The organism is Lacticaseibacillus songhuajiangensis, from assembly GCF_003946025.1.
Classification (GTDB): Bacteria; Bacillota; Bacilli; order Lactobacillales; family Lactobacillaceae; genus Lacticaseibacillus; species Lacticaseibacillus songhuajiangensis.
The window spans coordinates 17366-40316 of record NZ_RHNR01000022.1 but is presented as its reverse complement, the minus strand read 5'-3'; the positions used below and the strand labels follow the sequence as shown (position 1 = coordinate 40316).

Here is a 22951-nt window from a genome sequence, read left to right as displayed (position 1 = left end):
GACGCCGATTTTGCGGCAATTCTGCCAGTGAAGGACTCCAACGGAGGCCTGAACGGTCCCCGCCGACGCAGTTCCCGTGGAGCGAAGCCCAAGCGCACTTCTACCGGAGTTGCCGACCCCACCGCCTTGCGGCAGTATGAAAACTGCTTAAAGTGCAAAGCGCACCCTTGCGGGCGCGGACGGACAGCGATATAGTTGGCGGCGCTTACCTTGTCGTGATATGATGGAAACAATAAGATACCGATAGGAGTGGTGAATATGGCATTGGCAGAAACAGCCAAGGCACTGGGTGCTGACAAAACTTACAAGTTGAGTGGCAATGTTAAGCGGTACACGTTGATGGATACGGGCTTCATGAAGACCAAGAACGGTAATTTCCAGTTGGAACGGTCGCTTGATCCCGACAGTCCTTTTAATGCTTCCATCAAGTTGCGCATTGTAGTAGGCAAGGACCTGGACAAACTCTCCATCGCTGTCACAACTGCTAACGGATTGCGTGCCGTTGACATTTTTAAGACGGATAAAACCGCCGCGAATGTCGAACAGTATCAGTTTGTGATCGACAACCTGCTTGAACGGCAGGTACTTGAACTGGTAAACTAGTGAATATATACAGTGGGTAAACCTGGAGCCGTCAGACTCAGACTATAGACGGCCGATTTTTTCGGCCGTCTTTTTTTAACGAAAGGAACAATATGCAGGACCTGATAGTACAGACGATTGAACAGTTCGGCTACCTGGCCGTATTTTTACTGATTACACTTGAGAATGTTTTTCCGCCAATTCCCTCCGAAATTGTACTGAGTTTTGCGGGCTTTGCGACCAAACACAGCTCAATGGGGGTGTTTGGAGTTGTTACTGCTGCTACGCTTGGTTCGGTGCTGGGCGCGTTGATTCTCTACGCTGTTGGCCGCCTATTGACCCCGGAACGATTGCGGAGTCTTCTGGATGGGCGTGTTGGCAAAATTTTACACTTCAATGCTGATGACATGCTGGCGGCTGAAAAATGGTTCCGTAAACGTGGCCCCATCACTGTGCTGGTGTGCCGCTGCATTCCGATTGTCCGCAGTCTGATTTCGATTCCTGCAGGAATGAGCAAGATGCCCTTGCTGCAGTTCACTGCCCTGACCACGCTCGGCACCTTGGTGTGGAATACAGTGCTCGTGTACTTTGGGAGAGCAGCAGGACATGCATGGCCGCATATTGTGGCTGTTGTCGATCGGTACGCCTATGCTAGTTTAGCCGTTTTGCTGATTATTGCGATTGTGGTGTACATCTGGTTGGGACGGCGAAAGAAGCGTGCTGCTCAGGAATAATGCATTGTTCTTTGGGAAAATTGTGATTGCTTGAGTATGTTGAAGGTACGTGCTCCTTGTTCACGGAGCCAATCAACCGCAAACCCGTTGTTCATCACATAAAAAGTGCCGCTCCTTCGAGAGCGGCACTTTTGCGTTCAATTATTCGAACATTTTCTTGGTTGCGCGCATCAAGGTTGGAATGTCCTTGTCGTAACGCGGCGTCTTCACGAGCCGGCTCATTGGGATGCCTGCGAAGTGGTAGGCGGCAATTTCACCGGAACGAACAGCGGATTGTTCAGTGAAGATCATCTGGTAAGGCTGCTCAACAAATTCACCTGTGAAGGCGAGGTTGGTTGAGTGGTCCGGGATGACTTCCGGCCGGTCGGTCTTAGCCCGGTTGTTGAAGAGGGCAGAGGCGTATGGCATGTAAACCGGAATGTTGTTAATCACGGAGTCCATGATAGCATCCTTCTTGGTCATGATGTTAACAGGACCAGGGTCGACCTTGCTGAGCTGGCCGAGCAGTTCTTCGAGCATTTCCTGACCAGTCATTTCGATGTACGGCTTCTGCACGAATTCACCACGACGCCGTGGGTAGAGGAAGTAACCCCAGATGACACTTTCGTTTGGCTTTTGGGTAGTGAAGTGCGGCTGGTGGTGCACAACGATGGACATGTTGACGTCTTCGTGACCCAGTGGCGTGATTGGCGTGGTGGACAAGAAGCTGTTCAGCGCGTTCCCAGGCACCTGTGTGGTGATCCGGGTAATTTCGTTGAGCAAAATGTGGTCGCTGGTTGTGAGCGTGAAGCTGACCCACTCGCTGGCATCGCGGTCGGCGAAGAACTTGTCAGGGTTCCCCAGGTTGTAGAAGTGGTCGGCAGCCTTCTTCCAGAGACCAGCGGCAGCACCGTAGTCCATGTTTTCAGGTGCGGGGGTGTTGTAATCACCCTGGGTGGCGGAGTCGGTAATGGAGCCGTTAGTGAAGATGACCGCGGTGTCGTCGTCAACGTCGATGTGTTCTTCCTCGCCGGTTTCGACGTTGGTCATGTGCAAGCCAGTGACGGTGATTTCGTCCTGCATGCTGCTGTCCTTGAAGTCCCAGTCGGTGACGCGCCGGCCGAGGACGAAGTTGACGTTTTGCGCCTTCAAGTAATTGATAATTGGCAACATGATGCTTTCGAACTGATTGTAGCGGGTGCGGTTAACCCCGACCAGATGTTCAATCTGCGTGAATTCGTAGATCATCATGTGCATGTAGCGCCGCAGTTCCTGTGCGGAACTCTTGGTGCGGAAGGCGAAGGTGGTTTCCCACATGTACCAGAAGTTGGTCTGGAACATGTGCGGGTCGTCTTGGAAGTACTGGGCGATGGAGACGTTGTCCAGCTTTTCTTCTTCGGAGTCGGGCATCATGATGAGTTTGGTCAGTAGCATCCGGTCCTGGTTGTTGAACCCGAGCTTGCCGCCGTTGATGATGCCTTTGCCGCCTTGGAGCAGGCGTGCCTTGTCAAAAGTCCGGTGCTTGGCGTCGAACTCGTGCGTGTCCTCGGCCGCGTTCATGCCGGGTTCAGTTGCGGATGGAATCCGGGCGAGCAGGTCCATCAGGTCGACGTAGGTCCGGTAGTTGAGCATCCGGCCGCCACGGGCCAAGTACCCCTTGGTGTTTTCCATTGGGTGGTTCTTCATCCAGTATTCATCAGCTTGTTCGGAGCCGGTGGAACCGTCGTTACTGCCGTGATCATCGAGGGCGTAGAAGGTGATGTTACTGCCGTTCCACTTGCCTTCTTGAATAAGGTAGACGGCGGCGGCCATGTTCGCGAGGCCGGCACCAATCATAATCGCTTTGTTTTTAATCATATCCTGTTCCTCCTTAACGACGGCTAGTATCGAATTTGGCGTAGTCTACGGCGTCGTCGTGGAACAACTCCAAGCGGTTGGCCAAGTAGGCGGCAGCGGCAACGCCGATGCCAATGACGGTGAACAATGCAATGTGTTTCTTCATAATAATGCCTCCTGTGTTTACGCTTTCATCTCTTACAAGTTCTAGTCTATGGCCGGAGCAAGGCAAAAAAAATGGGCAAACCCAGTGGTTTGCCCAAAAAGATGGTAACGTTTTACTTACGTTCGAGTTCGTAGTATCCATAGGCGTCGCGGCCATTGCGTACGGCATTGCGGATGGCACCATGGAGCATGATGTCCGCACGTTTGACTAACGCGGCGGGCGGCTCGGTGAGTCCGTTAATGAGCCACATGATCACCTGGGCCACGATGGCGAGCCCGTAGAAATTGGCAATGTCGTCGGCTAACTTTTGCGGTAAGTTGGGGTCGACATCGCGGATGACGCGGCGAACCATTTCGTCGGCGAAGGCGTTGAGCAGTTTTTCAAGCAAATCGCGGCCGACAGAGTGGAAAGAGGCGATGCAAAAGTCACGGTTGTCGAGCATGTAATCAAGGAGCAAACGGTAGGCGGACTGCCACTCATCGAACTGGGCGTGCCGCAGCATGGGCGCTGCAATCTCCTGATCGTAAATCCACTTCAGGAGGTCATAAATATCCTGGAAGTGGTAGTAAAAAGTGTTGCGCGTGACGCCCGCCGCCGTGGTCAATTCATCAATGGTAATTTTGTCCAAATCCTCATCGTGCATCAGGCGCTTGAGGGTATCCGCGAGGAGCGACTTCGTTGACTTCGAGCTCATTTGTACACCGCCTTCTTTGAATTACTTCTAGTTTACCGCCCGCGCTGGCGGCCGGCAAATGGGGGACTGGTTATTGACTCTTGATTGTCACACGGCAAAGGCAAACTATACATGCTCAGCAAAACGTATACAAATGCGTGCTTACTTTTGCAAAGTGTTGAAAAACCTAGTATTACTGATATACTAATACTTACTGGAATTCCGACCTTCAAATCGGTTATTTTAGAATCTAATTGAAATGATGGTGATAACGTGGATAATTCGAACATCCGCGTAGTTGTTGGCATGTCCGGCGGTGTCGATAGCTCTGTTTCCGCATTGCTCCTCAAGGAAGCGGGCTACGACGTCGTCGGCGTGTTTATGAAGAACTGGGACGATACCTCAGACGACGGGATCTGCACGGCCACCGAAGATTACGAGGACGTTGCCAAGGTTGCGGACGAGATTGGCATCCCGTACTACGGCATTAACTTTGAGAAGGAGTACTGGGACCGTGTGTTCACGTACTTCCTCGACGAGTACAAGGCTGGACGGACACCAAACCCCGACGTGATGTGCAACAAGGAAATCAAGTTTAAGGCTTTCCTTGACTACGCAGACCAGCTCGACGCAGATTACATTGCAATGGGTCACTACGCACAGGTTGAGCGCGACGCAAACGGTGTTACGCACATGCTGCGCGGGGCGGACAAGGGTAAGGATCAGACTTACTTTCTGAGTCAGCTCAGCCAGGAGCAGTTGGCTAAGTCCCTGTTCCCAATTGGCCACTTGCAGAAGAAGGAAGTCCGGGCCATCGCCGAGAAGGCGGGCCTGGCAACGGCGAAGAAGAAGGATTCTACCGGGATTTGCTTTATCGGTGAGCGTAATTTCCGCCACTTCCTCAGCGAGTTCTTGCCAGCACAGCCTGGGAAGATGATGACGAAGGACGGCACAATCATGGGTGACCATGCGGGTCTCATGTACTACACGATTGGTCAGCGCTCCGGTCTCGGTATCGGCGGCAACTCCGAGAACTCCGAGCCTTGGTTCGTAATCGGTAAGGACATCAAAAAGAACATTCTCTACGTCGGCCAGGGCTTCAACAACCCCGACCTGATGGCAACGAGTCTGGATGCTTCCGGCATGTCCTTCACGAACCATGGCATGTACAAGGCTGGCGACGAGTTCCACGTCACCGCCAAGTTCCGCTACCGTCAGCCAGATACCGGCGTGACCGTGAAGATGACGAGCGATGACACCGCCGTGATTACTTTTGACGAGCCTGTTCGTGCCATCACGCCAGGTCAGGCAGTTGTTCTCTACGACGGCGCAGAGTGCCTCGGCGGCGCAACGATTGACCACGCCTACAACGCGGTTAAGGAACTGCAGTACGTCTAAGTCGCTGAATCACGGTTGCGGAGACACACTCGTGATAAGTTTGTCAATATGATACGATAATTAGAATCTCGAAATGGGCACCCTCACGTTTAACGTGAGGATGCCTATTTTACAAGGCGATTGCGCATGTAAATCCTATGTAAAAGGGACTGCATATTGTGAAAATTTTATGATAGAATGCGATTAAGGAACATCGCGACGGCGATGGCACCACCAAAATAAAAATGGGAAAGAATGTGATTGAATGGATTCTTCTGAGTCAAAATCAGGAAAACCTGACGGTGAAAGAACGCCGTCAAAACCGCCTTTATGGCAATTAACGAGTGAGCAACTCGCAGAGCAATTCGGTACCAACCTTGATGACGGCCTGACGAGCGCCGAGGTAAAGGAAAAGCGTAGCCGCTACGGTCGCAACGAACTGACCGCTAAGAAACAGTCTAAAATTCTGCGTTTCTTGCGGCAGTTTAACGACAGCATCAACTATATCCTGGCCGCAGCCGCGGTGATTACCTTCTTCATGCACCACTACTCCGACTCTGCCGTTATCGGTCTGGTGATTATCGCCAACGCCTTCATCGGTTACTTCCAGGAGGAGTCTGCTGACAACGCCCTGGCCAAAATCTCGGAGCTGCTGATTGCGTCCAACTATGTCTTCCGTGATGGTGACAGATTGGAACTGGACTCCCGCGAATTAGTACCAGGGGATCTGGTGCAACTCGAAGCGGGTGACCGTGTGCCTGCAGACATGCGGCTGATTTCTGCTGACAACCTGAGTGTTCAAGAATCCGTCTTGACTGGGGAAACCAACTCGGTGGAGAAGACGGAAGATCCGCTGCCAGATGCGGACATTCCGCTGGCCGAACGCACCAACATGGTGTTTGCCTCGACTGCGGTCACGACGGGTTCCGGTTTGGGGATTGTCGTGGCAACGGCCAAGGATACCGAGATTGGCCACATTCAAGGCAGCGTCAGCAACATTAAGGCGAAGCCAACACCGCTGGTGCGTAACCTGAATAAGCTGGGCTTCCAGCTGTCAGTCGCCATTGTTGCCGTTGCCGTGTTGCTGTTCATCGTTGGGCTCTGGACGAAGGTTTACAGCCTCTCCACACTGACCATTGCCGTGATTACCATGGTCGTGGGTTCCATGCCTGAAGGACTTCCTGCTAGTACGTCAGTGGTGCTCGCGATGGGTACGCGTAAGCTGACGAAGAAGAATGCCATTGTGAAGACCCTGCCAGCGGTTGAAACGCTGGGGGCCGTGGACATTGTCAACACGGACAAAACGGGGACCCTCACCAAGAACGAAATGACGGTGACGGACATCGCCATTGGTCAGACTCTCTACAAAGTTACTGGGGTCGGCTATGAAGATGCCGGGGCTGTCGAAACAGCCGATGGCAAGAATTTGGACTGGACAAGTAACGAGCAGCTCAAGTGGCTGGTTACCATCGCCGGTCAAACCTCTGACGCCCAGTTTCACGAAGAGGACGGGCAGTGGGTACTGACGGGTGAACCAACTGACGGGGCGCTCACCGCGCTCTATCACAAGCTTGCCGGCGTTGATGCAGAAGTTGATGAAATCGACTCGCTGCCATTTGACTCGCAGTTCCGTTACTCCGCACGTTTGGCGAAGATTGATGGTCAGACTAAGCTCATGGTCAAGGGGGCACCGCAAACGCTTGCCCGTCTGATTCGTGAACACGGCGGTAGCGTTGATGAAACCGCGATGGAAGCCGTTGTGACCCAGCTTGCCTCTGCTGGTAAGCGGGTCGTGGCCCTTGCATACCAAGACGTTCCGGCTGACCAAGAAGAAATTGTTCAGGACGATATTGGCGCGGGCCTCCAAATTTGCGGTCTGGTCGGCATTATCGACCCACCCCGTCCGGAAGTGGCGACCGCTGTTTCCGAACTGCGGATTGCTGGTGTGAAGGTCAAAATGATTACGGGGGATGACCCCCGGACCGCTAGCGCCATTGCCAAACAACTCAACCTGGGTGAAGACATTCAGGCCATTACTGGTCCGGAACTGGAAAAGCTCAGCGACGATGAACTGGACAAGGTGATTGACCGCTACACCGTCTTTGCCCGCGCAACGCCTGCGGATAAGCTGCGCATTGTGCAGTCCCAGCAGCGCTGTGGGCACGTTGTGTCGATGACCGGTGACGGTGTTAACGATGCCCCTGCGCTGAAGCAGGCCGACATCGGGGTGGCAATGGGTATCAAGGGGACTGAAGTTGCCAAGGGTGCCGCCGACATGGTGCTCGCCGATGACAACTTCACCACCATTTTGGAATCCGTGCGTGAGGGGCGGCACGTCTTCGACAACATTCGCAAGACGATTCGCTACCTGCTGCCAACAAGTTTCGCCGAAGGTCTGGTTGTGGTGCTGAGTATCGCAATGCAGCAAGACTTGCCGCTGTACCCAACCCAGTTGCTCTGGATCAACATGGTGTCCGCGCTGACCATTCAGTTTGCGTTCATCTTCGAGCCACCAGAAAACAGCATCATGACGCGTGGTCCGCGAAACATTCATGAGGGGATTTTGACCAAGTGGCACGCCGTGGAAATTAGCTACGTGGCGCTGATGATTGCCGGCTTAGGTCTGATTGTGTACGACATGATGACTAGCCGTGGGATGTCTGCTGCAGTCGGAAGCACAACCGCACTTCAAGTTGTGATCTTTGGGAAGATCTTCTACCTTTTCAACCTGCGCAACAGTCACCCGGTTATCTCGAAGTACTTCTTCCAGAACAAAATGGCTTTCCTCATCATCGGCATTCTGCTGGTCCTACAATGCGGGATTATCTACCTGCCGTTCATGAACGACATTTTCCACACGACACCGGTCGGCATTGTTGACGGCTGGCTGATTCCGGCACTTGCTGGTCTCATCGTGCTGGTCGTAACTGAAATCGTGAAGTTCAGCCATCTCGCGCTGACTCGGAACGTTGCTCGCAAGAGCCAACTATAATGAATGTAAAACTCCCGTTGCCTTGGTAGCGGGAGTTTTTGCTGTCCGTCCGCGTAAGTCCTTTAGCGACGGAGTCGCGCCAGGCCTCTGCGGTGTTTTCATACCGCCGCTAGGCGGTGAAGTCCGCAACTCCGGCGTGAGTGCGCTTGGGCTGTGCTCCGGGGAACTACGTCGGGCGGGACCGCTCCAGGCGGCTTCGCCGCCTTCCGCTGGCAGATTTGCCGCAAACCCGGCGTCAAATCCGCGCTCCTGAGATAATCTGCGGTGTACACCCGGCAAAACCAACCGGGCATACACTGCAGATTATCTTGTCGCCCGACTCCGTTCCCTCCGCTCCGCCCAAGCGTACTCACGCCTCCGTGGCCGACACATTACTAAGTAGGAAATACAGTACACATCAGTCGTGACTAAGTGATGACCGTCTCCGATACTTAGAAAGGCTATGACCTCAGTATTCATCATGTTTAGGAAGACAGATGAACTACATATTGTGACAGCATTTCTCGATCACGTGTTCGTCTGCGTTTGGCGCTTCGACTCATGTAGTCTGAACCTTTCCCTACTGGAGTATTGTTGTAGCACTTAGGGACTGGGGCGGCTTGGTGGAGTGAACGCAGGTAGGTGGCGCGCAAAGAGCACGAATAGCCCACACAACCGGCGAAGGCCGTTTTGTGTGGGCTATTCGTGCTCGGGGTAAATCTTTTTGACGTGGGCTTCGGCAAAAAGTTTAGCGGTAGCCTGGTTTACCAGGCGAGAGCGACCCCGCGCCACCTACCTGCGGTTACGTAACCAAGCCGCCCCAGTCCCGACCTTGCGATCGAAGCTCTATTTTCAAATCCAGCATCCTTGCGGATGAAAGTTTCACGACTCACGCTGACGGACAGTAAGAGTGAACGCTTACAGTGGGAATTGTGCGGTATAAAGGCGTTTTGCGCTTGTTTTTAATGTTGGGCATGAGATAATTGTAAGTATCTATGTAGGAGGCTTTGACTTGACACGTTTATATTTTGTACGGCACGGGAAGACGGAATGGAACCTAGCGGGGCGCTATCAAGGTGCTAATGGGGATTCGCCACTCCTGCCGGAAAGCTACGAACAGATTAAAGCCTTGGCAAGTTATTTAAACATGAAGGGCGTCCACTTCACACACGCTTACGTGAGTCCGCTCAAGCGTACCCGGACAACTGCGCTGACATTGCTGGAGAACCTGAACCAAGAAGTACCGCTGTCCGTTTTGCCTGCACTGCGCGAGTTCAACCTTGGACTCATGGAAGGACAGACCTTCAAAGCGGTGGAGGCAAAGTATCCAGAGCAGTTATACGCTTTCCGACACGCGCCTGCTGATTACGATCCTCGCATTCTGCACGGCGAGAGTTTTCCGCAACTGCTTGAACGGATGACGCCACCGGTGCAGGAGATTGTGAATGGTGATTACTCGGGCGACGCCAATATTTTGATGATTGGGCACGGGGCATCACTGGCAGCGCTGATTCAGCACTTGTTGGGGACGCCGATTCCAGACTTGCGCAAGGATGGCGGGTTGACCAACAGCAGTCTGTCGATTCTGGAAACGAATGACTACAAACTGCCTTACCAGCTGGTGAAGTGGAACGATACTCACTTCCTGCCGGGCAAGCGCGATGCAACCGACACTATTTAGAAAGGCGAGGTGAAGCATGCAAGACATTATTGACCAGTTTAATCACGGTGATAAGGAAGCCGCCATCAGTGCCGCAGTGCACTTGATTGATGAGCAGCCAGATGAGCCCGGCAATTATGCACTGCTGGCCACGATGCTCATTAACATGCGTGCCTATGATCAGGCCGATGAACTGCTTGTTAAGGCACTCGGCCTATTCCCGGACCAGGAAGAGCTGCGCTATAACTGGGGCCTGTCGGCTTACCAGCAAGGGAATTACCAGAATGCATTGGCCCGCTTACTGCCACTGACAAAACCGGACATCGCCAAGGGTCTGCGGGCAGACGCTAGTTACATGGTGGCACTGACCTACAAGGCCGCAGATGATAACCTGCACGCCCTGGCTTTTGCCATGACCGCTAGCCAGCTGAATCCGCAAGCGAGTGACGCCGCAGTGTTGACCGCGAACTTGCTTTTGGCACTGGGTTCACTTCAGGAAGCCAAACAGCTACTCGAACCATTTCTCGATTCTCAGGATGGGCAAGTGCAGCTAACTTACGGCATGATTCTGAGTGCGCTGGGTGAGGATGGTTCTGCGTACCTGGAAGCCGCCAAGAATGAGTCCCCGGACGCGTACGCGCGGGCACGAGAACTCGTCCAGTTCCTTAAACAGCAAGATGGTGATGACCATGACTGACCAAGCGGAGCAGGTGACTGGGAAGGTGCAGAGCATCTTCTTCAGTAATCCCAGCAACCTCTTCAAAATTCTGCTAATCAAAATTACCGCAACCACCCTCGTGTGGAAGGAAGGCGAAATTGTTGTCAAAGGCAGTTTTGGCGACATCCGCGAGGACGCAGTCTACAGTTTCACCGGCCATCTTGTGGATCACCCCAAGTACGGTCAGCAGTTTGCCGCTGATTCCTACAAAAGTGAGCAACCAACGAGTAAGGATGGTCTGATTGCCTACCTGGCGAGTGAACGTTTTCCGGGTATCGGCAAGAAAACCGCTGGGCGAATTGTGGACGCGCTCGGGCTTTCCGCCGTTGATAAGATTATGAAAGACCCTAGTGTGCTCGATCAGGTGGGCATTAAGGACGAGAAGGCGGCGACCTTGGTCGCTGCACTGAAAGAAAACCTGGGCATGGAGCAGGTCGTTATTGGCCTGAACGGTTTTGGTCTTTCCGGCAGTATCGCTGCCAAGATCTACGCCCAGTATCATGAAGACAGCTTGGACATCTTGCACAGCAATCCGTATCAGCTGATTGAAGACATTGACGGGATTGGCTTTGCGACCGCCGACGCCATCGCTCGCCAACTGGATTTTGCCAGTGACTCACCACAACGCCTCGCCGGTGCTTTGCAAAATGTGCTGTATACCGCCAGTGAGAACGAGGGTGACACCTACGTTGACGCTGATGACGCTTTTGACGCTGTGCGCGGATTGCTCGGTGACCCTGCCGGCCAGTTTGCCGGCGACGACGCCATGCTCGCGGTACTGCGTGAACAGGTTGAGCAGCGCAAATTGACGGTTGAGGATGGCCATATTTTTGCCCGCCGCTTGTACAACGCTGAGTGGCAGATTGCCAGCCACCTGGCCGCTTTGCAGGATGCGGCGGTGCAGCCGAAGTATGGTGCACCGCAGATTGCGAAAACCATTCGTCGTGTCGAAAAAGGCGCGGGTATCAGCTATGATGACGTTCAAGAAGAGGCCATCACGGCGGCGCTGAGTCACCGCATTTTTCTGCTTACCGGGGGACCCGGAACGGGGAAAACGACGATTATTAACGCCGTGGTGCACGCCTTTGCGGAATTAAATGATATTGATTTGGACCCGAACAAGTACAATGCCCAGTCCCAATTTCCAATCATGTTGGCCGCCCCAACTGGGCGTGCCGCTAAGCGCATGACGGAAACGACCGGCCTGCCGGCCAGCACGATTCACCGCTTGCTTGGTTTGGGCATTGACCAGACCGACTACGAACCCAAGGATTTACCCGACGGACTGCTCATTGTTGATGAAGTCTCGATGGTGGACACCTACTTGATGCGCATTTTGCTTGACTCTGTGCACCCTGGAATCACGCTCATTTTCGTGGGGGATAAGGACCAGTTGCCATCAGTTGGTCCCGGTCAGGTCTTCGCGGACATGTTAGCTAGTGGCGCCTTGCCCGCTGTCGAGCTCACCCAGATTCACCGCCAGGATGAGGGCTCATCGATTGTGCCCTTGGCGCATGATGTGAACGAGGGTAAGCTGCCCGCAGACCTGCTCGCCAAGCAAGCGGACCGCAGTTTTCTGGCCTGTGATCCCGGCCAGGTACCACGGGCGGTCGCGCAGGTTGCGGGGGCAGCGGTGCGGCGCGGGTTTGACCCGATGCAAGTGCAGATTTTGGCTCCGATGTACCGCGGCGTGGCGGGGGTGGACAACCTCAATCCTGTGGTGCAGGACGTGTTTAACGGCACTAATGGCAAAAAGCGCAAGCAGGTCGAAATCGGCACCACCGTTTACCGCATTGGCGACAAGGTCTTGCAGCTGGTCAACAACCCAGATAAGAACGTGTTCAACGGCGAAATCGGTACTGTGACGGGGATTGACATTGGCGAGAAGAATTCGGCTGATAGTCTCACCTTGGATTTTGACGGCAACGAAATTAGTTATGCGCGCGGCGAGTGGAACAAAATCACGCTTGCGTACGCCACCAGTATCCATAAAGCACAAGGGAGCGAGTTCGACATGGTAATCCTGCCGCTCACCTTGCAGAGCCGGCGGATGCTCAAGCGCAACCTGGTTTATACGGCCATCACCCGCGCAAAACGGTTTCTGATTCTGGTCGGCGAACCGGCGGCGTTTGAACTGGCCGCTCAGACGCTGGCTGCTAACCGCAAAACTGGCTTGCAAAAGCGGCTGCGGGCGGCGTTCTCGCTGGAAGCGGACGACGCGGAGGTGCCGGCAGTAGCAAGCACGAAGACAGCTGGTCAGACTAGTGTCGCTGCAAGCGAAACTGCACAAACGCCGGTTGCACCCACAGTGTCATCAAGCGGCGCTACCATTGCTGAAGATGCACCCGCTAAGCCGCAGAGTTACATTTTAACGAACGAATTAATTGCGTCCGGCACAATCAGTCCGCTGATTGGCATGGATGGCATTACACCACAAAAACTAATGGAGGAAGCGCAATGACCGACATTCGCGATGAGCTTGAGATTCGTCCGGTGACAACTGAGCACCTGGACCAGTTTAACGACTTGCTCTCATACGTTTTTCAAGTCACAGCCAAGGAAGTAGAAGAATCTGGCTACGAAGAGGGCGAACTGGAGCGGGACAAACGACCGGTTCTAGAAAAGGCCGACGTTATCGGTTGGTTCCACAAGAACGAACTGGTCAGCCAGCTGGCCATTTACCCATGTAAGGTCAACATCCATGGTGTGCCTTACAAAATGGCCGGGCTGACTGGTGTAGGTACGTACCCTGAGTATTCCGGTCACGGCCTGATGCACGACCTTATTTCGCGTGGCCTGCAAATGATGCGGGACAACCGCCAGTGGATTTCCTACCTCTACCCCTACAGCATTCCGTTCTACCGCAAAAAGGGTTGGGAGATTATGTCCGACCACCTGACTTTTGACGTGAAGGACACCCAGCTGCCGCGGCAGCAGAACCTGACGGGACACGTGGAGCGTCTCGAGATTGACGACCCTGACGTCATTAATACCTATGATCGCTTCGCACTCAAGAACCACGGCGCCATGATTCGCAACCAGCTCAACTGGGACGAGTACTGGCGCTGGGAGAACGAGGAAGAGCGCATTGCGGGTGTTTGGTACGACGAGAATGATGTGCCGCAGGGTTTTGTCTTGTACTGGATTGCCAATGAAGTCTTCCACATCAAGGAAATGGTGTACATCACTCAAGAAGCGCGCATTGCGCTGTGGAACTTTGTCGCGGCGCACTTCTCCATGGTGGAACACGTGCGTGGTAACATCTACAAAAATGAACCACTCCACTTCCTTTTGGACGACGGGGACATCAAGCAGACCATCAAGCCGTACTACATGGCGCGGATTGTCGATGTGTTTGAGTTCCTGCGTCAGTATCCGTTTGCGGAGCAGGGCAAGCCGTTCCACTTTGTGGTCCACGATCCGATGGCCAAGTGGAATGAAGGTATTTTCGGCGTCCGCTGGATGGAGAATGGGGAACACGAAATTTCCCATGACCCGCTCGGTGAAGCCGTTGAACTGGATATCCAAACGCTCACGACGATGCTGATGAGTTACCGGCGTCCGTCCTACTTGGCGCAGATTGAGCGCATTAACGCGAGTGCGCCAGCCATTCGCAACCTGGAAAACATTATCCCGATGGAAGAACCCTACTTTTCCGATTACTTCTGATTGTCACAATCCCAACTCTCAATATGCAGTGCAAGGTCTCTGCCGCGATGGCGGCGACCTCGCACTGTTTTTGTTTGCCGGTAATTTGCAAATAAGTAAGCGAATTCAAATGTATACTCAACTACAATAAAGTCAGTAGTCATGAATGCTTGAATGCACGCAGGTATCAGCACAACTTGCGGGTTAGACAGGAGGAGACAAATGAGCAAGAAGAGCGTGATCGGGGCAGCACTGGCGGTAATTGTCCTGGGGATGATGACAACGGGTTGCGGGCAGAAGGCGGCGAGTGTGAAGCAGGGCAGTACGGGTAACAGCAGCAAAAAGCAACCGCCGGATCCTGCCAGGGCGAAGCATGTGCGCCTGCTAGAAATGATTCAGGCGCCGCAGCAACACGTTTTCTTTGGTGTGTCAGACAGTTTTACAAGCCCTGATGACATGGCGAGTTCGCCGTTTTCAGCAACGCGGATGTCGCTGGCTACCGGCGTGGAAACAATGTACGTAAGCAAGTCGGGGCATCTGAATGCCTACTACATCATTCAAAATGCTGGTAGTGGTGCCAACGAAGCAACTGCAAGCAAGCACGACAAAAACGACGCGATCAATGCCAAACTGCAAAAAGTCACCATTGCTGACCTCAAGGGCAAATCTGATGCCAGTGCAATCAAGCTGGTGAAGGCTGCAGTTAAAAACAATCTTGCGGTGGCGCAGCAGAATGGGGGGACGAGTGCTCCCCAGGGCTTCGAGGGCAAGCGGTTTAACAAAATTAAGGCAGTTTTACCCTTGGGGTATGATGAGGGACTTAATTTGCCAACGGTCAGTCTGAAGGCGCATAAGGACTATAGTTACGAGTACTCGTGGCAGCAAGCTGCTGACGCCGGGACGAGTCATGGCATTTTGATGAATCCGAGCAAAAAAGTCCCTTTTGGCGGTCTGTTTGATCAAAGTTCAGTGCCAATGACGATATTCACACCATTGCGTCCGACACAAAGAGTATTGGTCGATAAGAAGAGCACCAAAAACGTGACTAAAGAAAGCTACTAGCATGCAGATGAGCAAGTCGTGACGGTCGTTATTTCTATGAAAGCTTGTTGAGCCAATAGAAAAAAGAGTTCATTCTCTGGTGCTTTAGAGAATGAACTCTTTTTCGATTCTGCTTATTAACCATTATGGTGCTTGATTCGTTTTAGATCTTCGAGGTACTTGCGCGTCTCGTCGTTCACGAGGAGCGCCACGTCCGCGTGCACCTTCGCGTCAGTTTGCCAGTAGTCCGACAAAACCGCGTGACCTTCACTAACCACCTTGAGTGCGGGTGCCAGCGCCGCCTTGGATGGCAACTCGTTGGACTCAAAACTAAAGAGTGCGACCCGCCGGCCCCAAATTTTATCAATGACCCGGCCGTGGATGGTCATCTTGACGCCCAGATTGTCCAAAGCAGCGTTCATGTAAACGTCCGCTTGCGCGTTCCAGACGGCATAGCGCCGCTGGGTCTGCTGCTTACGCATTGCCAGCCAGACGCCGAGCGCGACTGCCCCGATGAGGACAATGAGTAGGACGATAAACTGCCATTCTTGCATTCGAACACCACCTTCATTTCATTTAATACCATTATGCCACAGCGAGGGGCGTTGTATTAGCCTTTCGGCGGCTCCTATGCTAAACTATTGGTAACGTTTGGCGTAAAAGCCAACAATGAGCGGGTATAACCATCAGAGTTCCAGAAAACTGGAATCTCTTTTGTGTATTTGAAAGGAGAACTAATGATTTACAAAGTACTTTTCCAACCTAACAAGATCGAGAACCCAGTGCGCGAGCGCACCCAGTCCATCTACGTTGAAGCCCAGTCTTCCGTTGAAGCACGTGCCCTTGTTGAAAAGAACACGGACTACAATATTGAACTTATTCAGGAACTTACCGGAGATTTCCTGGACTACGAACAGAAGTCAGAAGACTTCAAGATTACGGAGTTCTAGTCTATGCGACTGAATATTAAAAACAACGAGGTTGCCGCATTTGCCGTCGGTGGTCTCGGTGAAATCGGGAAGAACATGTATGGTGTGCAGTACCAGGACGAGATTATCGTCATTGATGCCGGCATCAAGTTCCCTGAAGACGACTTGCTCGGGATTGATTACGTCATTTCCGACTACTCCTACCTTAAGCAGCACGAAGACCAGGTGAAGGCCCTTGTCATCACCCATGGTCATGAAGACCACATTGGTGGGATTCCGTACCTCTTGAAGGAGCTGCCGAACGTGCCGGTCTACGCACCGCCACTGGCTGCCGCCCTCATCCGCGGCAAGCTTGAAGAACACGGCATTCTGCGTTCAACCTCCCTCACGGAGATTGGCGAAGATGACGTTCTCAAGTTCGGCAAAATGTCCGTGGACTTCTTCCGCACCACTCACAGTATTCCGGATACTTTGGGTGTTGCCGTGCACACACCAGTTGGTGTGATTGTTGAAACTGGTGACTACAAGTTTGACCTCACCCCAGTGGGTAACCAGCCTGCACCAAACGTGCAGCGGATGGCTAAGCTCGGGGCAGAAGGGGTTCTGCTGCTGATGTCTGACAGTACGAACGCTGAAATTCCGAACTTCACGAAGTCAGAACGCTTCGTCGGTCACTCCATTCGCCATATTTTTGAAGGCATTGAAGGACGCATTATTTTTGCCACCTTTGCCTCCAACATTTCGCGAATTGCGCAAGCTTCCGAAGTGGCGATGAAGAACGGTCGCAAAATTGCGGTGTTCGGTCGGTCCATGGAAACGGCCATTGTCAATGGTCGCGAATTAGGCTACCTGAACATTCCTGACGACGTGCTCATCGATGCCCACGAACTGAACAAGCTGCCCGCCGATAAGGTCATGATTCTGTGTACCGGTTCGCAAGGTGAACCAATGGCCGCTCTTTCGCGGATTGCCAACGGCACACACCGTCAGATTAGCATTCAGCCTGGCGACACGGTGGTCTTTTCTAGTAACCCAATTCCTGGGAACACGACCAGCGTGAATGCTGTCATTAACCAGCTTGAAGAAGCTGGCGCTGAGGTCATTCATGGTAAGGTCAACAATGTCCACACGTCTGGTCACGGTGGTCAGGAAGAACAGAAGTTGATGCTGCGGCTGATGAAGCCAAAGTACTTCATGGCTTGCCACGGTGAGTACCGGATGCAGAAAATCCACTGCGAACTGGCTCAGGCTTGCGACGTGCCTGCAGAGAACTGCTACATGCTCGAAAACGGGGATGTTCTGGCCATGACCAAGGAATCCGCACGCGTGGCGGGGCACTTCCCAGCTGGCGATGTCTACATCGACGGTAGTGGTATCGGGGACATTGGCAACGCGGTTATCCGCGATCGCCGGATGTTGTCCGAAGAAGGCTTGGTTGTTGTGGTTGCTACCATCAACATGCAAAAGCACACGGTGCTTGCGGGTCCAGACCTGCTTTCCCGCGGGTTCGTGTACATGCGTGAATCTGGTGAGCTCATCAACTCCGCCCAGCGGCGGGTTTACCGGACGATTAAGCGCACGTTTGCTAGCAACGAAAAGGTGTCAGAAGCAATGCTCAAGGATGCCATTACCAGTAGCCTGAGTGACTTCCTCTTCGAACGCACCGAACGCAAACCAATCGTCATTCCAATGCTCATCACACTGTAAACAGCAAATAAAAAGAACCGGTCAGCGTTTTCACGTTGGCCGGTTCTTTTTTGTTTACTAGCTTAACCGAGCAAGATACCGTCTGGATCCATTTCCAGTGGGTGCTCCTTGCTAATGTGGTCGTAGAACAGGATGCCGTTCAGGTGGTCGATTTCGTGCTGGCAAACGATAGCGGGGTAGTTCTTCAGCCGAATCTTCTTCTTTTCACCATCGAGGTTGTAGTATTCGATGGTCACGCGGGCGTGGCGCACCACGTAGCCAGGGTGTTCATCATCGACGGAGAGGCAACCTTCACCTTCAGCGAGCGCCGCATTTTGAACGGAGTTACTAATGACACGCGGGTTGACGAGGACTTCCTTCATGAAAATCTTGTCGCCGTCATCGCCTTCCTCATCAGGAATCAGAACGGCGGTCATCGCCAGACTCTGATCCACTTGAGGTGCAGCCAAACCGACACCGGGACGCAGGTGGTACTTGGCGTTGGCTTCTTCATCCTGGCTAATTACCAGGTATTCCATCAGGTCGTGGGCGAGTTGCTTCTGTTCGGCCGTCAGGGGGAAGGTGAGCTTTTTAGCGGTTGCCCGCAACACAGGGTTCGGGTCGCGAACGACATCTTTCATTAAGAACAAGGTATTACCTCCTAGAAAATTTTCTCTAGTGTAAGAATAGCACACTTGCGCACAAACGGCTGAATTCCGCGCTTTTGACTGTTCAAAATTCACAAGAACAGCCGTGGTTGTAGTTGCTGATGGCTGAAACTGATCTCGATTGCGATGATTGTTTTTCAGAATATGCACGCGCAAGGGGATTTCACCAGCGGCTTGCTTTGCCGGGCGTGTCACTGTATAATGAATATTGAAAATACAAGACAGGTGCTTTCCGTTAGGTGAGGCTCCTATACGAACAATGCTGCTGCTCAGAAACATCGAGAGATGCCAATTGAGTCAACTGGGACTGCCGATAAGGCTTTCTCTAACGTAGCTGAAGGAAACTTCTAGGCGTATAGTGCTAAAACTAAACGATTGGGATGCAAGGATGCGTACCCAACCGGTGCGCATTTTTATATGCCATCAATCGATTCGGATTGACGCAATCACGGAGAGCCATAAAAAGGGGGGTGAGTACAATGACACACGAATCAAAGACCGGTAATAATACAGACAACGCTGATCCCGGAAGTCGCGACGTTGTACCGCCCCGATTATGTGCTTAATTAGAATAGCCAAAAATTAATCGGCCATCTGATTTTTGAAATCCGATGTGCATCGTATTTTGCGGTTTATCGCAATCTGCGATGCGGCGGTCATCGTCAACCTCCGGGATATAAGGAGGGTAAGGACGATGCTGATGTTTCCAAACAGCGGCCTGAGCAACGTTCAGGTTGCACGCATGCGCATGACGCATGCCGAAACACCCGTACAATTCCACATGCTGAAATTTATCCTGCCAATCGTTGCCTGCAGCGTAGGCGGTGCCATTGCCGGCGCTTTGCTGAACCCAGTGCTTGCGGCCCTGATGCTTGTCATCGGCGCAAGTGTGACCACGAGCATTCTGCTCATGGCACGGCGGGTGCGCAAACTGATTGCTGATGGCAGTCAGCAGGTGACCGTAGTGCGGTCTGGATTGTTGCGGGTTGTTAATGTTGATCAAATTGTAATTGGTGATTTACTCGTTCTCGAAGCCGGTGCTTTGGTACCGGCGGACGGAATTGAAAGTACTGTTGCGGTGAAGGAATCCCGTTTCTTGAGCACACTGGGCATCCAGAACGGTGCGATTTTCGCTGGAATGCGGGTGGCGACTCGCGGCACCATGCGCGTCACTGCCGTCGGTACACAGCGGCGGTTGGTACTGGCACTCACAGATGGCCAGCCGGTCACTGTGCAGCAGTTGCTAGTCATTCTGCTTGCCGGTATCCGCCAGCTTTTGCTGGCCGCTCGGCCAGTTGTGCGGGTAGTCCTGGACCTGATGCAGCGTGGTTTTGACCGTGCGCGGGCTGACTTCGCGCGGCATGCAGCCCGGACTGCAGTGATGGGGACTGGCCGCCTCAGACTGACACAGATTGAGAACGCATTTCGTTACAATCAGGGACCAGTCTCGTGAATTGCAGTATAATTGAGTAAAAGCGAACGAACTGAAGCTGGGGTCCGCCTTTGACGCCAGCTTTTGTTGTGCACGGAGTAAAGGGAGGTAATGATGAAACCAAATTATGAATACCCACTGGATCTAGACTGGACGAACGACGAGAAGGTGGCGGCCGTCACTTTCTACCAGTTGGTGGAAGATGCCTATGAACATGGTGTGAACCGCGACAACTTGCTCGCAGCATATGCCGGCTTTAAGCAGGTTGTTCCTGATAAAGGGACGGAGCGACAGTACGACCGCCAGTTCGAAGAAGAGTCAGGTTATTCCACTTACCGCGCGGTGAAGGCAGCTCGCGAAAGCGACCAGGCCCGCGTTAAAGTGAGTGCTAAGTGATATTTTCAGGTGATAACGGAATCATTTTCAGTAAACTGTCATTTTACCGGGTGATTGTGTTATACTCCTATTTTGTATGCTAGGGTACTGATGTGCTCTGCAAAATTATCGATTTTAAAAATTTATGTAAGCTGAGAGGAAGGCTACCATTGAAAACTCGCGACGATATTCGGAACATTGCGATCATTGCCCACGTTGACCACGGGAAGACAACCCTTGTTAACGAAATGCTCAAACAATCCGACACCCTGGACCAACACACAGAACTGCAGGACCGGGCGATGGACACGAACCCAATTGAAAAGGAACGTGGGATTACCATTTTGAGTAAGAACACGGCCGTTAAGTACAAGGACACCACCATTAACATCCTGGACACACCAGGGCACGCGGACTTCGGTGGTGAAGTTGAACGTATCATGAAGATGGTTGACGGTGTTCTGCTTGTCGTTGACGCGTTTGAAGGGACGATGCCACAGACTCGTTTCGTTCTGAAGAAGGCTCTTGAACAGCACTTGACCCCAATCGTTGTGATTAACAAGATTGACCGTCCAGGTGCCCGTCCTGAAGAAGTTGTGGACGAAGTGCTTGAACTGTTCATCGAACTTGGTGCCGATGACGATCAGCTTGAATTCCCAATCGTATATGCTTCTGCTATCAACGGGACAACTAGCCTTGATGAAGACTTGTCAACCCAGAAGCACACCATGGACCCACTCTTTGACACCATCGTCAAGACGATTCCTGCACCAATCGACAACTCCGACGAACCTTTGCAGTTCCAGGTTTCCATGCTGGACTACAACGATTACGTTGGTCGTATCGGGATTGGCCGTGTCTTCCGCGGTAAGATTAAGATTGGCGACTCTGTTACCGTTATGAAGCTTGATGGCACTAACAAGAGCTTCCGTGTTACCAAGCTCTTTGGTTTCTTTGGTCTTAACCGTGTTGAAATCAACGAAGCCAAAGCGGGTGACCTGATTGCGGTTTCTGGTATGGATGACATCTTCGTTGGTGAAACTGTTACTGACAGTCAGCACGAAGAAGCTCTGCCAATTCTGCGTATCGACGAACCTACTCTGCAGATGATGTTTGTTGCCAACGACAGTCCTTTTGCTGGTCGTGAAGGTAAGAACGTTACTGCTCGTAAGCTGGAAGAACGCCTGAAGCAGCAACTCCAGACTGACGTTTCCCTGCGTGTTGACGACACCGACAAGGCCGGCATGTGGGAAGTTTCCGGTCGTGGTGAATTGCACCTGTCCATCCTCGTTGAAGAACTTCGTCGCGAAGGCTTCGAACTTCAGCTTGGTCGTCCACAGGTTATCTACCGCGAAATCGATGGCGAAATGTGCGAACCATTCGAAAACGTGCAGATTGATACCCCAGAACAGTACACTGGTTCCGTCATCGACGCGATGGCGCAGCGTAAGGGTGAAATGCAGAACATGGAAAACGAAGGTAACGGCCAGACTCGTTTGACCTTCCTCGTTCCTTCCCGTGGTTTGATTGGTTACTCCACTGAATTCCTTTCCGCTACTGGTGGTTACGGGATCATGAACCACACCTTTGAAAAGTACGCACCAGTTGTTAAGAACTGGGAACCAGGCCGTACTAACGGTGCGCTGGTCTCCATCAACGCTGGTAACTCCACAACATACTCTCTCCAGAGTGTTGAAGAACGTGGACAGCTCTTCATCGGTGCCGGCATCGAAGTTTACGAAGGTATGATTGTGGGGATGAACTCCCGTGACACTGACATTGCGGTCAACGTTACGAAGGGTAAGAACCTGACCAACACCCGTGCTTCTGGTAAGGACCACTCTGCTGCCATCAAGACACCTAAGGAACTCACGCTCGAAAGTGCCATCGAATTCCTGAACGAAGACGAATACTGTGAAGTAACTCCTGAAAGCATTCGTCTGCGCAAGAAGATTTTGAACACTGGTGAACGTCAGAAGGCTGACAAGCGCCGCAAGATGAACAAGAACTAATTTTGTTTCCTGAAGGGTCCGCGAAGTAATTCGCGGACCTTTTTGTGTATGCTGTCCGTCAGCGTAAGTCCGTGCCCGCAAGGGTGCGACCTGCACTTTAAGCAGTTTTCATACCGCCGCAAGGCGGTGGGGTCGGCAACTCCGGTGGTGATGCGCTTGGGCTACGCTCCGGGAACTACGTCGGGCGGGGACCGCTTCAGCCCGCTATCGCGGTCTTCCGCTGGCGGAGTTGACGCAAGAGCAGCGTCAACTCCGCGCTCCCGAGATGATTGTGTGCAGCCACGACGGCAAGTGCGGCCGTCCTGTCTCCAGACAATCATCTTTTCGCCCGATTCCGTTCCCTGCGCTTCGCCCAAGCACACCACCACCTCCGTGGCCGACACGTTACTGTGTTGGAAACACCCCATGGCCGAGTGACAACGTACCGAAACGTCGGATAGACGTCCGGCTAGAAAATCAGCGAT

The 22951-nt window shown here is 52.8% G+C and carries 19 protein-coding genes and 1 riboswitch; of the genes, 14 read left to right on the top strand and 5 right to left on the bottom strand.

From position 1 onward, the window contains the following. Nucleotides 1-258 precede the first annotated feature (258 nt). Both EKM97_RS06830 and EKM97_RS06825 read left to right on the top strand, forming a co-directional pair. Nucleotides 259-603 carry a DUF1831 domain-containing protein gene (locus EKM97_RS06830; protein WP_125571647.1) on the top strand — a complete coding sequence of 115 codons (345 nt, stop codon included), beginning with the start codon at nucleotides 259-261 and terminating at the stop codon, nucleotides 601-603. Nucleotides 604-695: 92 nt separating this feature from the next. After that, nucleotides 696-1316, top strand: a complete 621-nt coding sequence (locus EKM97_RS06825) for a DedA family protein (protein WP_125571646.1) — start codon at nucleotides 696-698, stop codon at nucleotides 1314-1316. A gap of 141 nt (nucleotides 1317-1457) precedes the next feature. Here the strand turns inward: EKM97_RS06825 and EKM97_RS06820 are convergent, their stop codons facing one another. The 3 genes from EKM97_RS06820 to EKM97_RS06815 form a co-directional block, all read right to left on the bottom strand. Beyond that, on the bottom strand, nucleotides 1458-3152 hold the full coding sequence (locus tag EKM97_RS06820) for an oleate hydratase (protein ID WP_125571645.1): 1695 nt from the start codon (nucleotides 3150-3152) through the stop codon (nucleotides 1458-1460). A 13-nt stretch (nucleotides 3153-3165) separates the two neighbouring features. Next, nucleotides 3166-3297 carry a hypothetical protein gene (locus EKM97_RS12135; RefSeq protein WP_263853714.1) on the bottom strand — a complete coding sequence of 44 codons (132 nt, stop codon included), beginning with the start codon at nucleotides 3295-3297 and terminating at the stop codon, nucleotides 3166-3168. A gap of 112 nt (nucleotides 3298-3409) precedes the next feature. Continuing rightward, on the bottom strand, nucleotides 3410-3991 hold the full coding sequence (locus tag EKM97_RS06815) for a TetR/AcrR family transcriptional regulator (protein WP_125571644.1): 582 nt from the start codon (nucleotides 3989-3991) through the stop codon (nucleotides 3410-3412). A gap of 252 nt (nucleotides 3992-4243) precedes the next feature. On the opposite strand from EKM97_RS06815, the gene mnmA reads away from it, so the two are divergent. The 7 genes from mnmA to EKM97_RS06780 all read left to right on the top strand — a co-directional run bounded on the left by mnmA (nucleotide 4244) and on the right by EKM97_RS06780 (nucleotide 15406). Continuing rightward, nucleotides 4244-5368, top strand: a complete 1125-nt coding sequence (gene mnmA / locus EKM97_RS06810; RefSeq protein WP_263853713.1) for a tRNA 2-thiouridine(34) synthase MnmA — start codon at nucleotides 4244-4246, stop codon at nucleotides 5366-5368. Between the two features lie 244 nt (nucleotides 5369-5612). Further along, nucleotides 5613-8339: an HAD-IC family P-type ATPase gene (locus EKM97_RS06805; protein WP_125571643.1), complete on the top strand. Its 2727-nt coding sequence runs from the start codon at nucleotides 5613-5615 to the stop codon at nucleotides 8337-8339. A gap of 991 nt (nucleotides 8340-9330) precedes the next feature. Continuing rightward, a complete protein-coding gene (locus tag EKM97_RS06800; RefSeq protein ID WP_125571642.1) occupies nucleotides 9331-9999 on the top strand; it encodes a histidine phosphatase family protein in 669 nt (222 codons plus the stop codon). A 16-nt stretch (nucleotides 10000-10015) separates the two neighbouring features. Next, nucleotides 10016-10675 (top strand): tetratricopeptide repeat protein, encoded by a 660-nt coding sequence (locus EKM97_RS06795; protein WP_125571641.1) that lies wholly within the window; start codon nucleotides 10016-10018, stop codon nucleotides 10673-10675. Then, nucleotides 10668-13157 carry an SF1B family DNA helicase RecD2 gene (gene recD2 / locus EKM97_RS06790; protein ID WP_125571640.1) on the top strand — a complete coding sequence of 830 codons (2490 nt, stop codon included), beginning with the start codon at nucleotides 10668-10670 and terminating at the stop codon, nucleotides 13155-13157. Before EKM97_RS06795 ends, recD2 begins: the two co-directional genes overlap by 8 nt. Then, nucleotides 13154-14365 carry a GNAT family N-acetyltransferase gene (locus EKM97_RS06785; protein WP_125571639.1) on the top strand — a complete coding sequence of 404 codons (1212 nt, stop codon included), beginning with the start codon at nucleotides 13154-13156 and terminating at the stop codon, nucleotides 14363-14365. The genes recD2 and EKM97_RS06785 overlap by 4 nt, the downstream gene beginning before the upstream one ends. Before the next feature lie 201 nt (nucleotides 14366-14566). Beyond that, entirely contained in the window at nucleotides 14567-15406 is an 840-nt protein-coding gene (locus EKM97_RS06780) for a hypothetical protein (RefSeq protein WP_125571638.1), read from the top strand. A gap of 116 nt (nucleotides 15407-15522) precedes the next feature. On the opposite strand, the gene EKM97_RS06775 is transcribed toward EKM97_RS06780, so the two are convergent. Beyond that, a complete protein-coding gene (locus tag EKM97_RS06775) occupies nucleotides 15523-15939 on the bottom strand; it encodes a hypothetical protein (protein WP_125571637.1) in 417 nt (138 codons plus the stop codon). A 183-nt stretch (nucleotides 15940-16122) separates the two neighbouring features. On the opposite strand from EKM97_RS06775, the gene EKM97_RS06770 reads away from it, so the two are divergent. Beyond that, nucleotides 16123-16335 carry a DNA-directed RNA polymerase subunit epsilon gene (locus EKM97_RS06770; RefSeq protein WP_125571636.1) on the top strand — a complete coding sequence of 71 codons (213 nt, stop codon included), beginning with the start codon at nucleotides 16123-16125 and terminating at the stop codon, nucleotides 16333-16335. A gap of 3 nt (nucleotides 16336-16338) precedes the next feature. Beyond that, the gene (gene rnjA, locus EKM97_RS06765; protein WP_125571635.1) at nucleotides 16339-18021 is read left to right on the top strand and encodes a ribonuclease J1; all 1683 of its coding nucleotides are present in this window, start codon (nucleotides 16339-16341) and stop codon (nucleotides 18019-18021) included. A gap of 62 nt (nucleotides 18022-18083) precedes the next feature. Here rnjA and def read toward each other — a convergent pair whose 3' ends face one another. Then, nucleotides 18084-18650 carry a peptide deformylase gene (gene def / locus EKM97_RS06760; RefSeq protein ID WP_125571634.1) on the bottom strand — a complete coding sequence of 189 codons (567 nt, stop codon included), beginning with the start codon at nucleotides 18648-18650 and terminating at the stop codon, nucleotides 18084-18086. Nucleotides 18651-18892: 242 nt separating this feature from the next. Further along, nucleotides 18893-19055: riboswitch (M-box (ykoK) riboswitch) on the top strand. 307 nt (nucleotides 19056-19362) lie between these two features. Here def and EKM97_RS06755 point away from each other — a divergent pair. From EKM97_RS06755 to typA, 3 genes are all read left to right on the top strand, one after another. Further along, the gene (locus EKM97_RS06755) at nucleotides 19363-20121 is read left to right on the top strand and encodes a hypothetical protein (RefSeq protein ID WP_125571633.1); all 759 of its coding nucleotides are present in this window, start codon (nucleotides 19363-19365) and stop codon (nucleotides 20119-20121) included. A gap of 93 nt (nucleotides 20122-20214) precedes the next feature. Continuing rightward, nucleotides 20215-20496, top strand: coding sequence for a UPF0223 family protein (locus EKM97_RS06750; RefSeq protein ID WP_125571649.1), 282 nt, complete (start codon nucleotides 20215-20217; stop codon nucleotides 20494-20496). A 149-nt stretch (nucleotides 20497-20645) separates the two neighbouring features. Further along, nucleotides 20646-22487: a translational GTPase TypA gene (gene typA, locus EKM97_RS06745; protein ID WP_125571632.1), complete on the top strand. Its 1842-nt coding sequence runs from the start codon at nucleotides 20646-20648 to the stop codon at nucleotides 22485-22487. Nucleotides 22488-22951: the final 464 nt, after the last annotated feature.

Bases quoted from the DNA above. Each gene is read 5' to 3' on its own strand.
- EKM97_RS06755 (WP_125571633.1), top strand. From the start codon at position 19,363: ATGCTGATGTTTCCAAACAGCGGCCTGAGCAACGTTCAGGTTGCACGC.
- EKM97_RS06805 (WP_125571643.1), top strand. From the start codon at position 5,613: ATGGATTCTTCTGAGTCAAAATCAGGAAAACCTGACGGTGAAAGAACG.
- EKM97_RS06820 (WP_125571645.1), bottom strand. From the start codon at position 3,152: ATGATTAAAAACAAAGCGATTATGATTGGTGCCGGCCTCGCGAACATG.
- EKM97_RS06795 (WP_125571641.1), top strand. From the start codon at position 10,016: ATGCAAGACATTATTGACCAGTTTAATCACGGTGATAAGGAAGCCGCC.
- EKM97_RS06775 (WP_125571637.1), bottom strand. From the start codon at position 15,939: ATGCAAGAATGGCAGTTTATCGTCCTACTCATTGTCCTCATCGGGGCA.
- EKM97_RS06815 (WP_125571644.1), bottom strand. From the start codon at position 3,991: ATGAGCTCGAAGTCAACGAAGTCGCTCCTCGCGGATACCCTCAAGCGC.
- EKM97_RS06825 (WP_125571646.1), top strand. From the start codon at position 696: ATGCAGGACCTGATAGTACAGACGATTGAACAGTTCGGCTACCTGGCC.
- EKM97_RS06785 (WP_125571639.1), top strand. From the start codon at position 13,154: ATGACCGACATTCGCGATGAGCTTGAGATTCGTCCGGTGACAACTGAG.
- rnjA (WP_125571635.1), top strand. From the start codon at position 16,339: ATGCGACTGAATATTAAAAACAACGAGGTTGCCGCATTTGCCGTCGGT.
- EKM97_RS06770 (WP_125571636.1), top strand. From the start codon at position 16,123: ATGATTTACAAAGTACTTTTCCAACCTAACAAGATCGAGAACCCAGTG.
- EKM97_RS06830 (WP_125571647.1), top strand. From the start codon at position 259: ATGGCATTGGCAGAAACAGCCAAGGCACTGGGTGCTGACAAAACTTAC.
- recD2 (WP_125571640.1), top strand. From the start codon at position 10,668: ATGACTGACCAAGCGGAGCAGGTGACTGGGAAGGTGCAGAGCATCTTC.
- EKM97_RS12135 (WP_263853714.1), bottom strand. From the start codon at position 3,297: ATGAAGAAACACATTGCATTGTTCACCGTCATTGGCATCGGCGTTGCC.
- EKM97_RS06750 (WP_125571649.1), top strand. From the start codon at position 20,215: ATGAAACCAAATTATGAATACCCACTGGATCTAGACTGGACGAACGAC.
- EKM97_RS06780 (WP_125571638.1), top strand. From the start codon at position 14,567: ATGAGCAAGAAGAGCGTGATCGGGGCAGCACTGGCGGTAATTGTCCTG.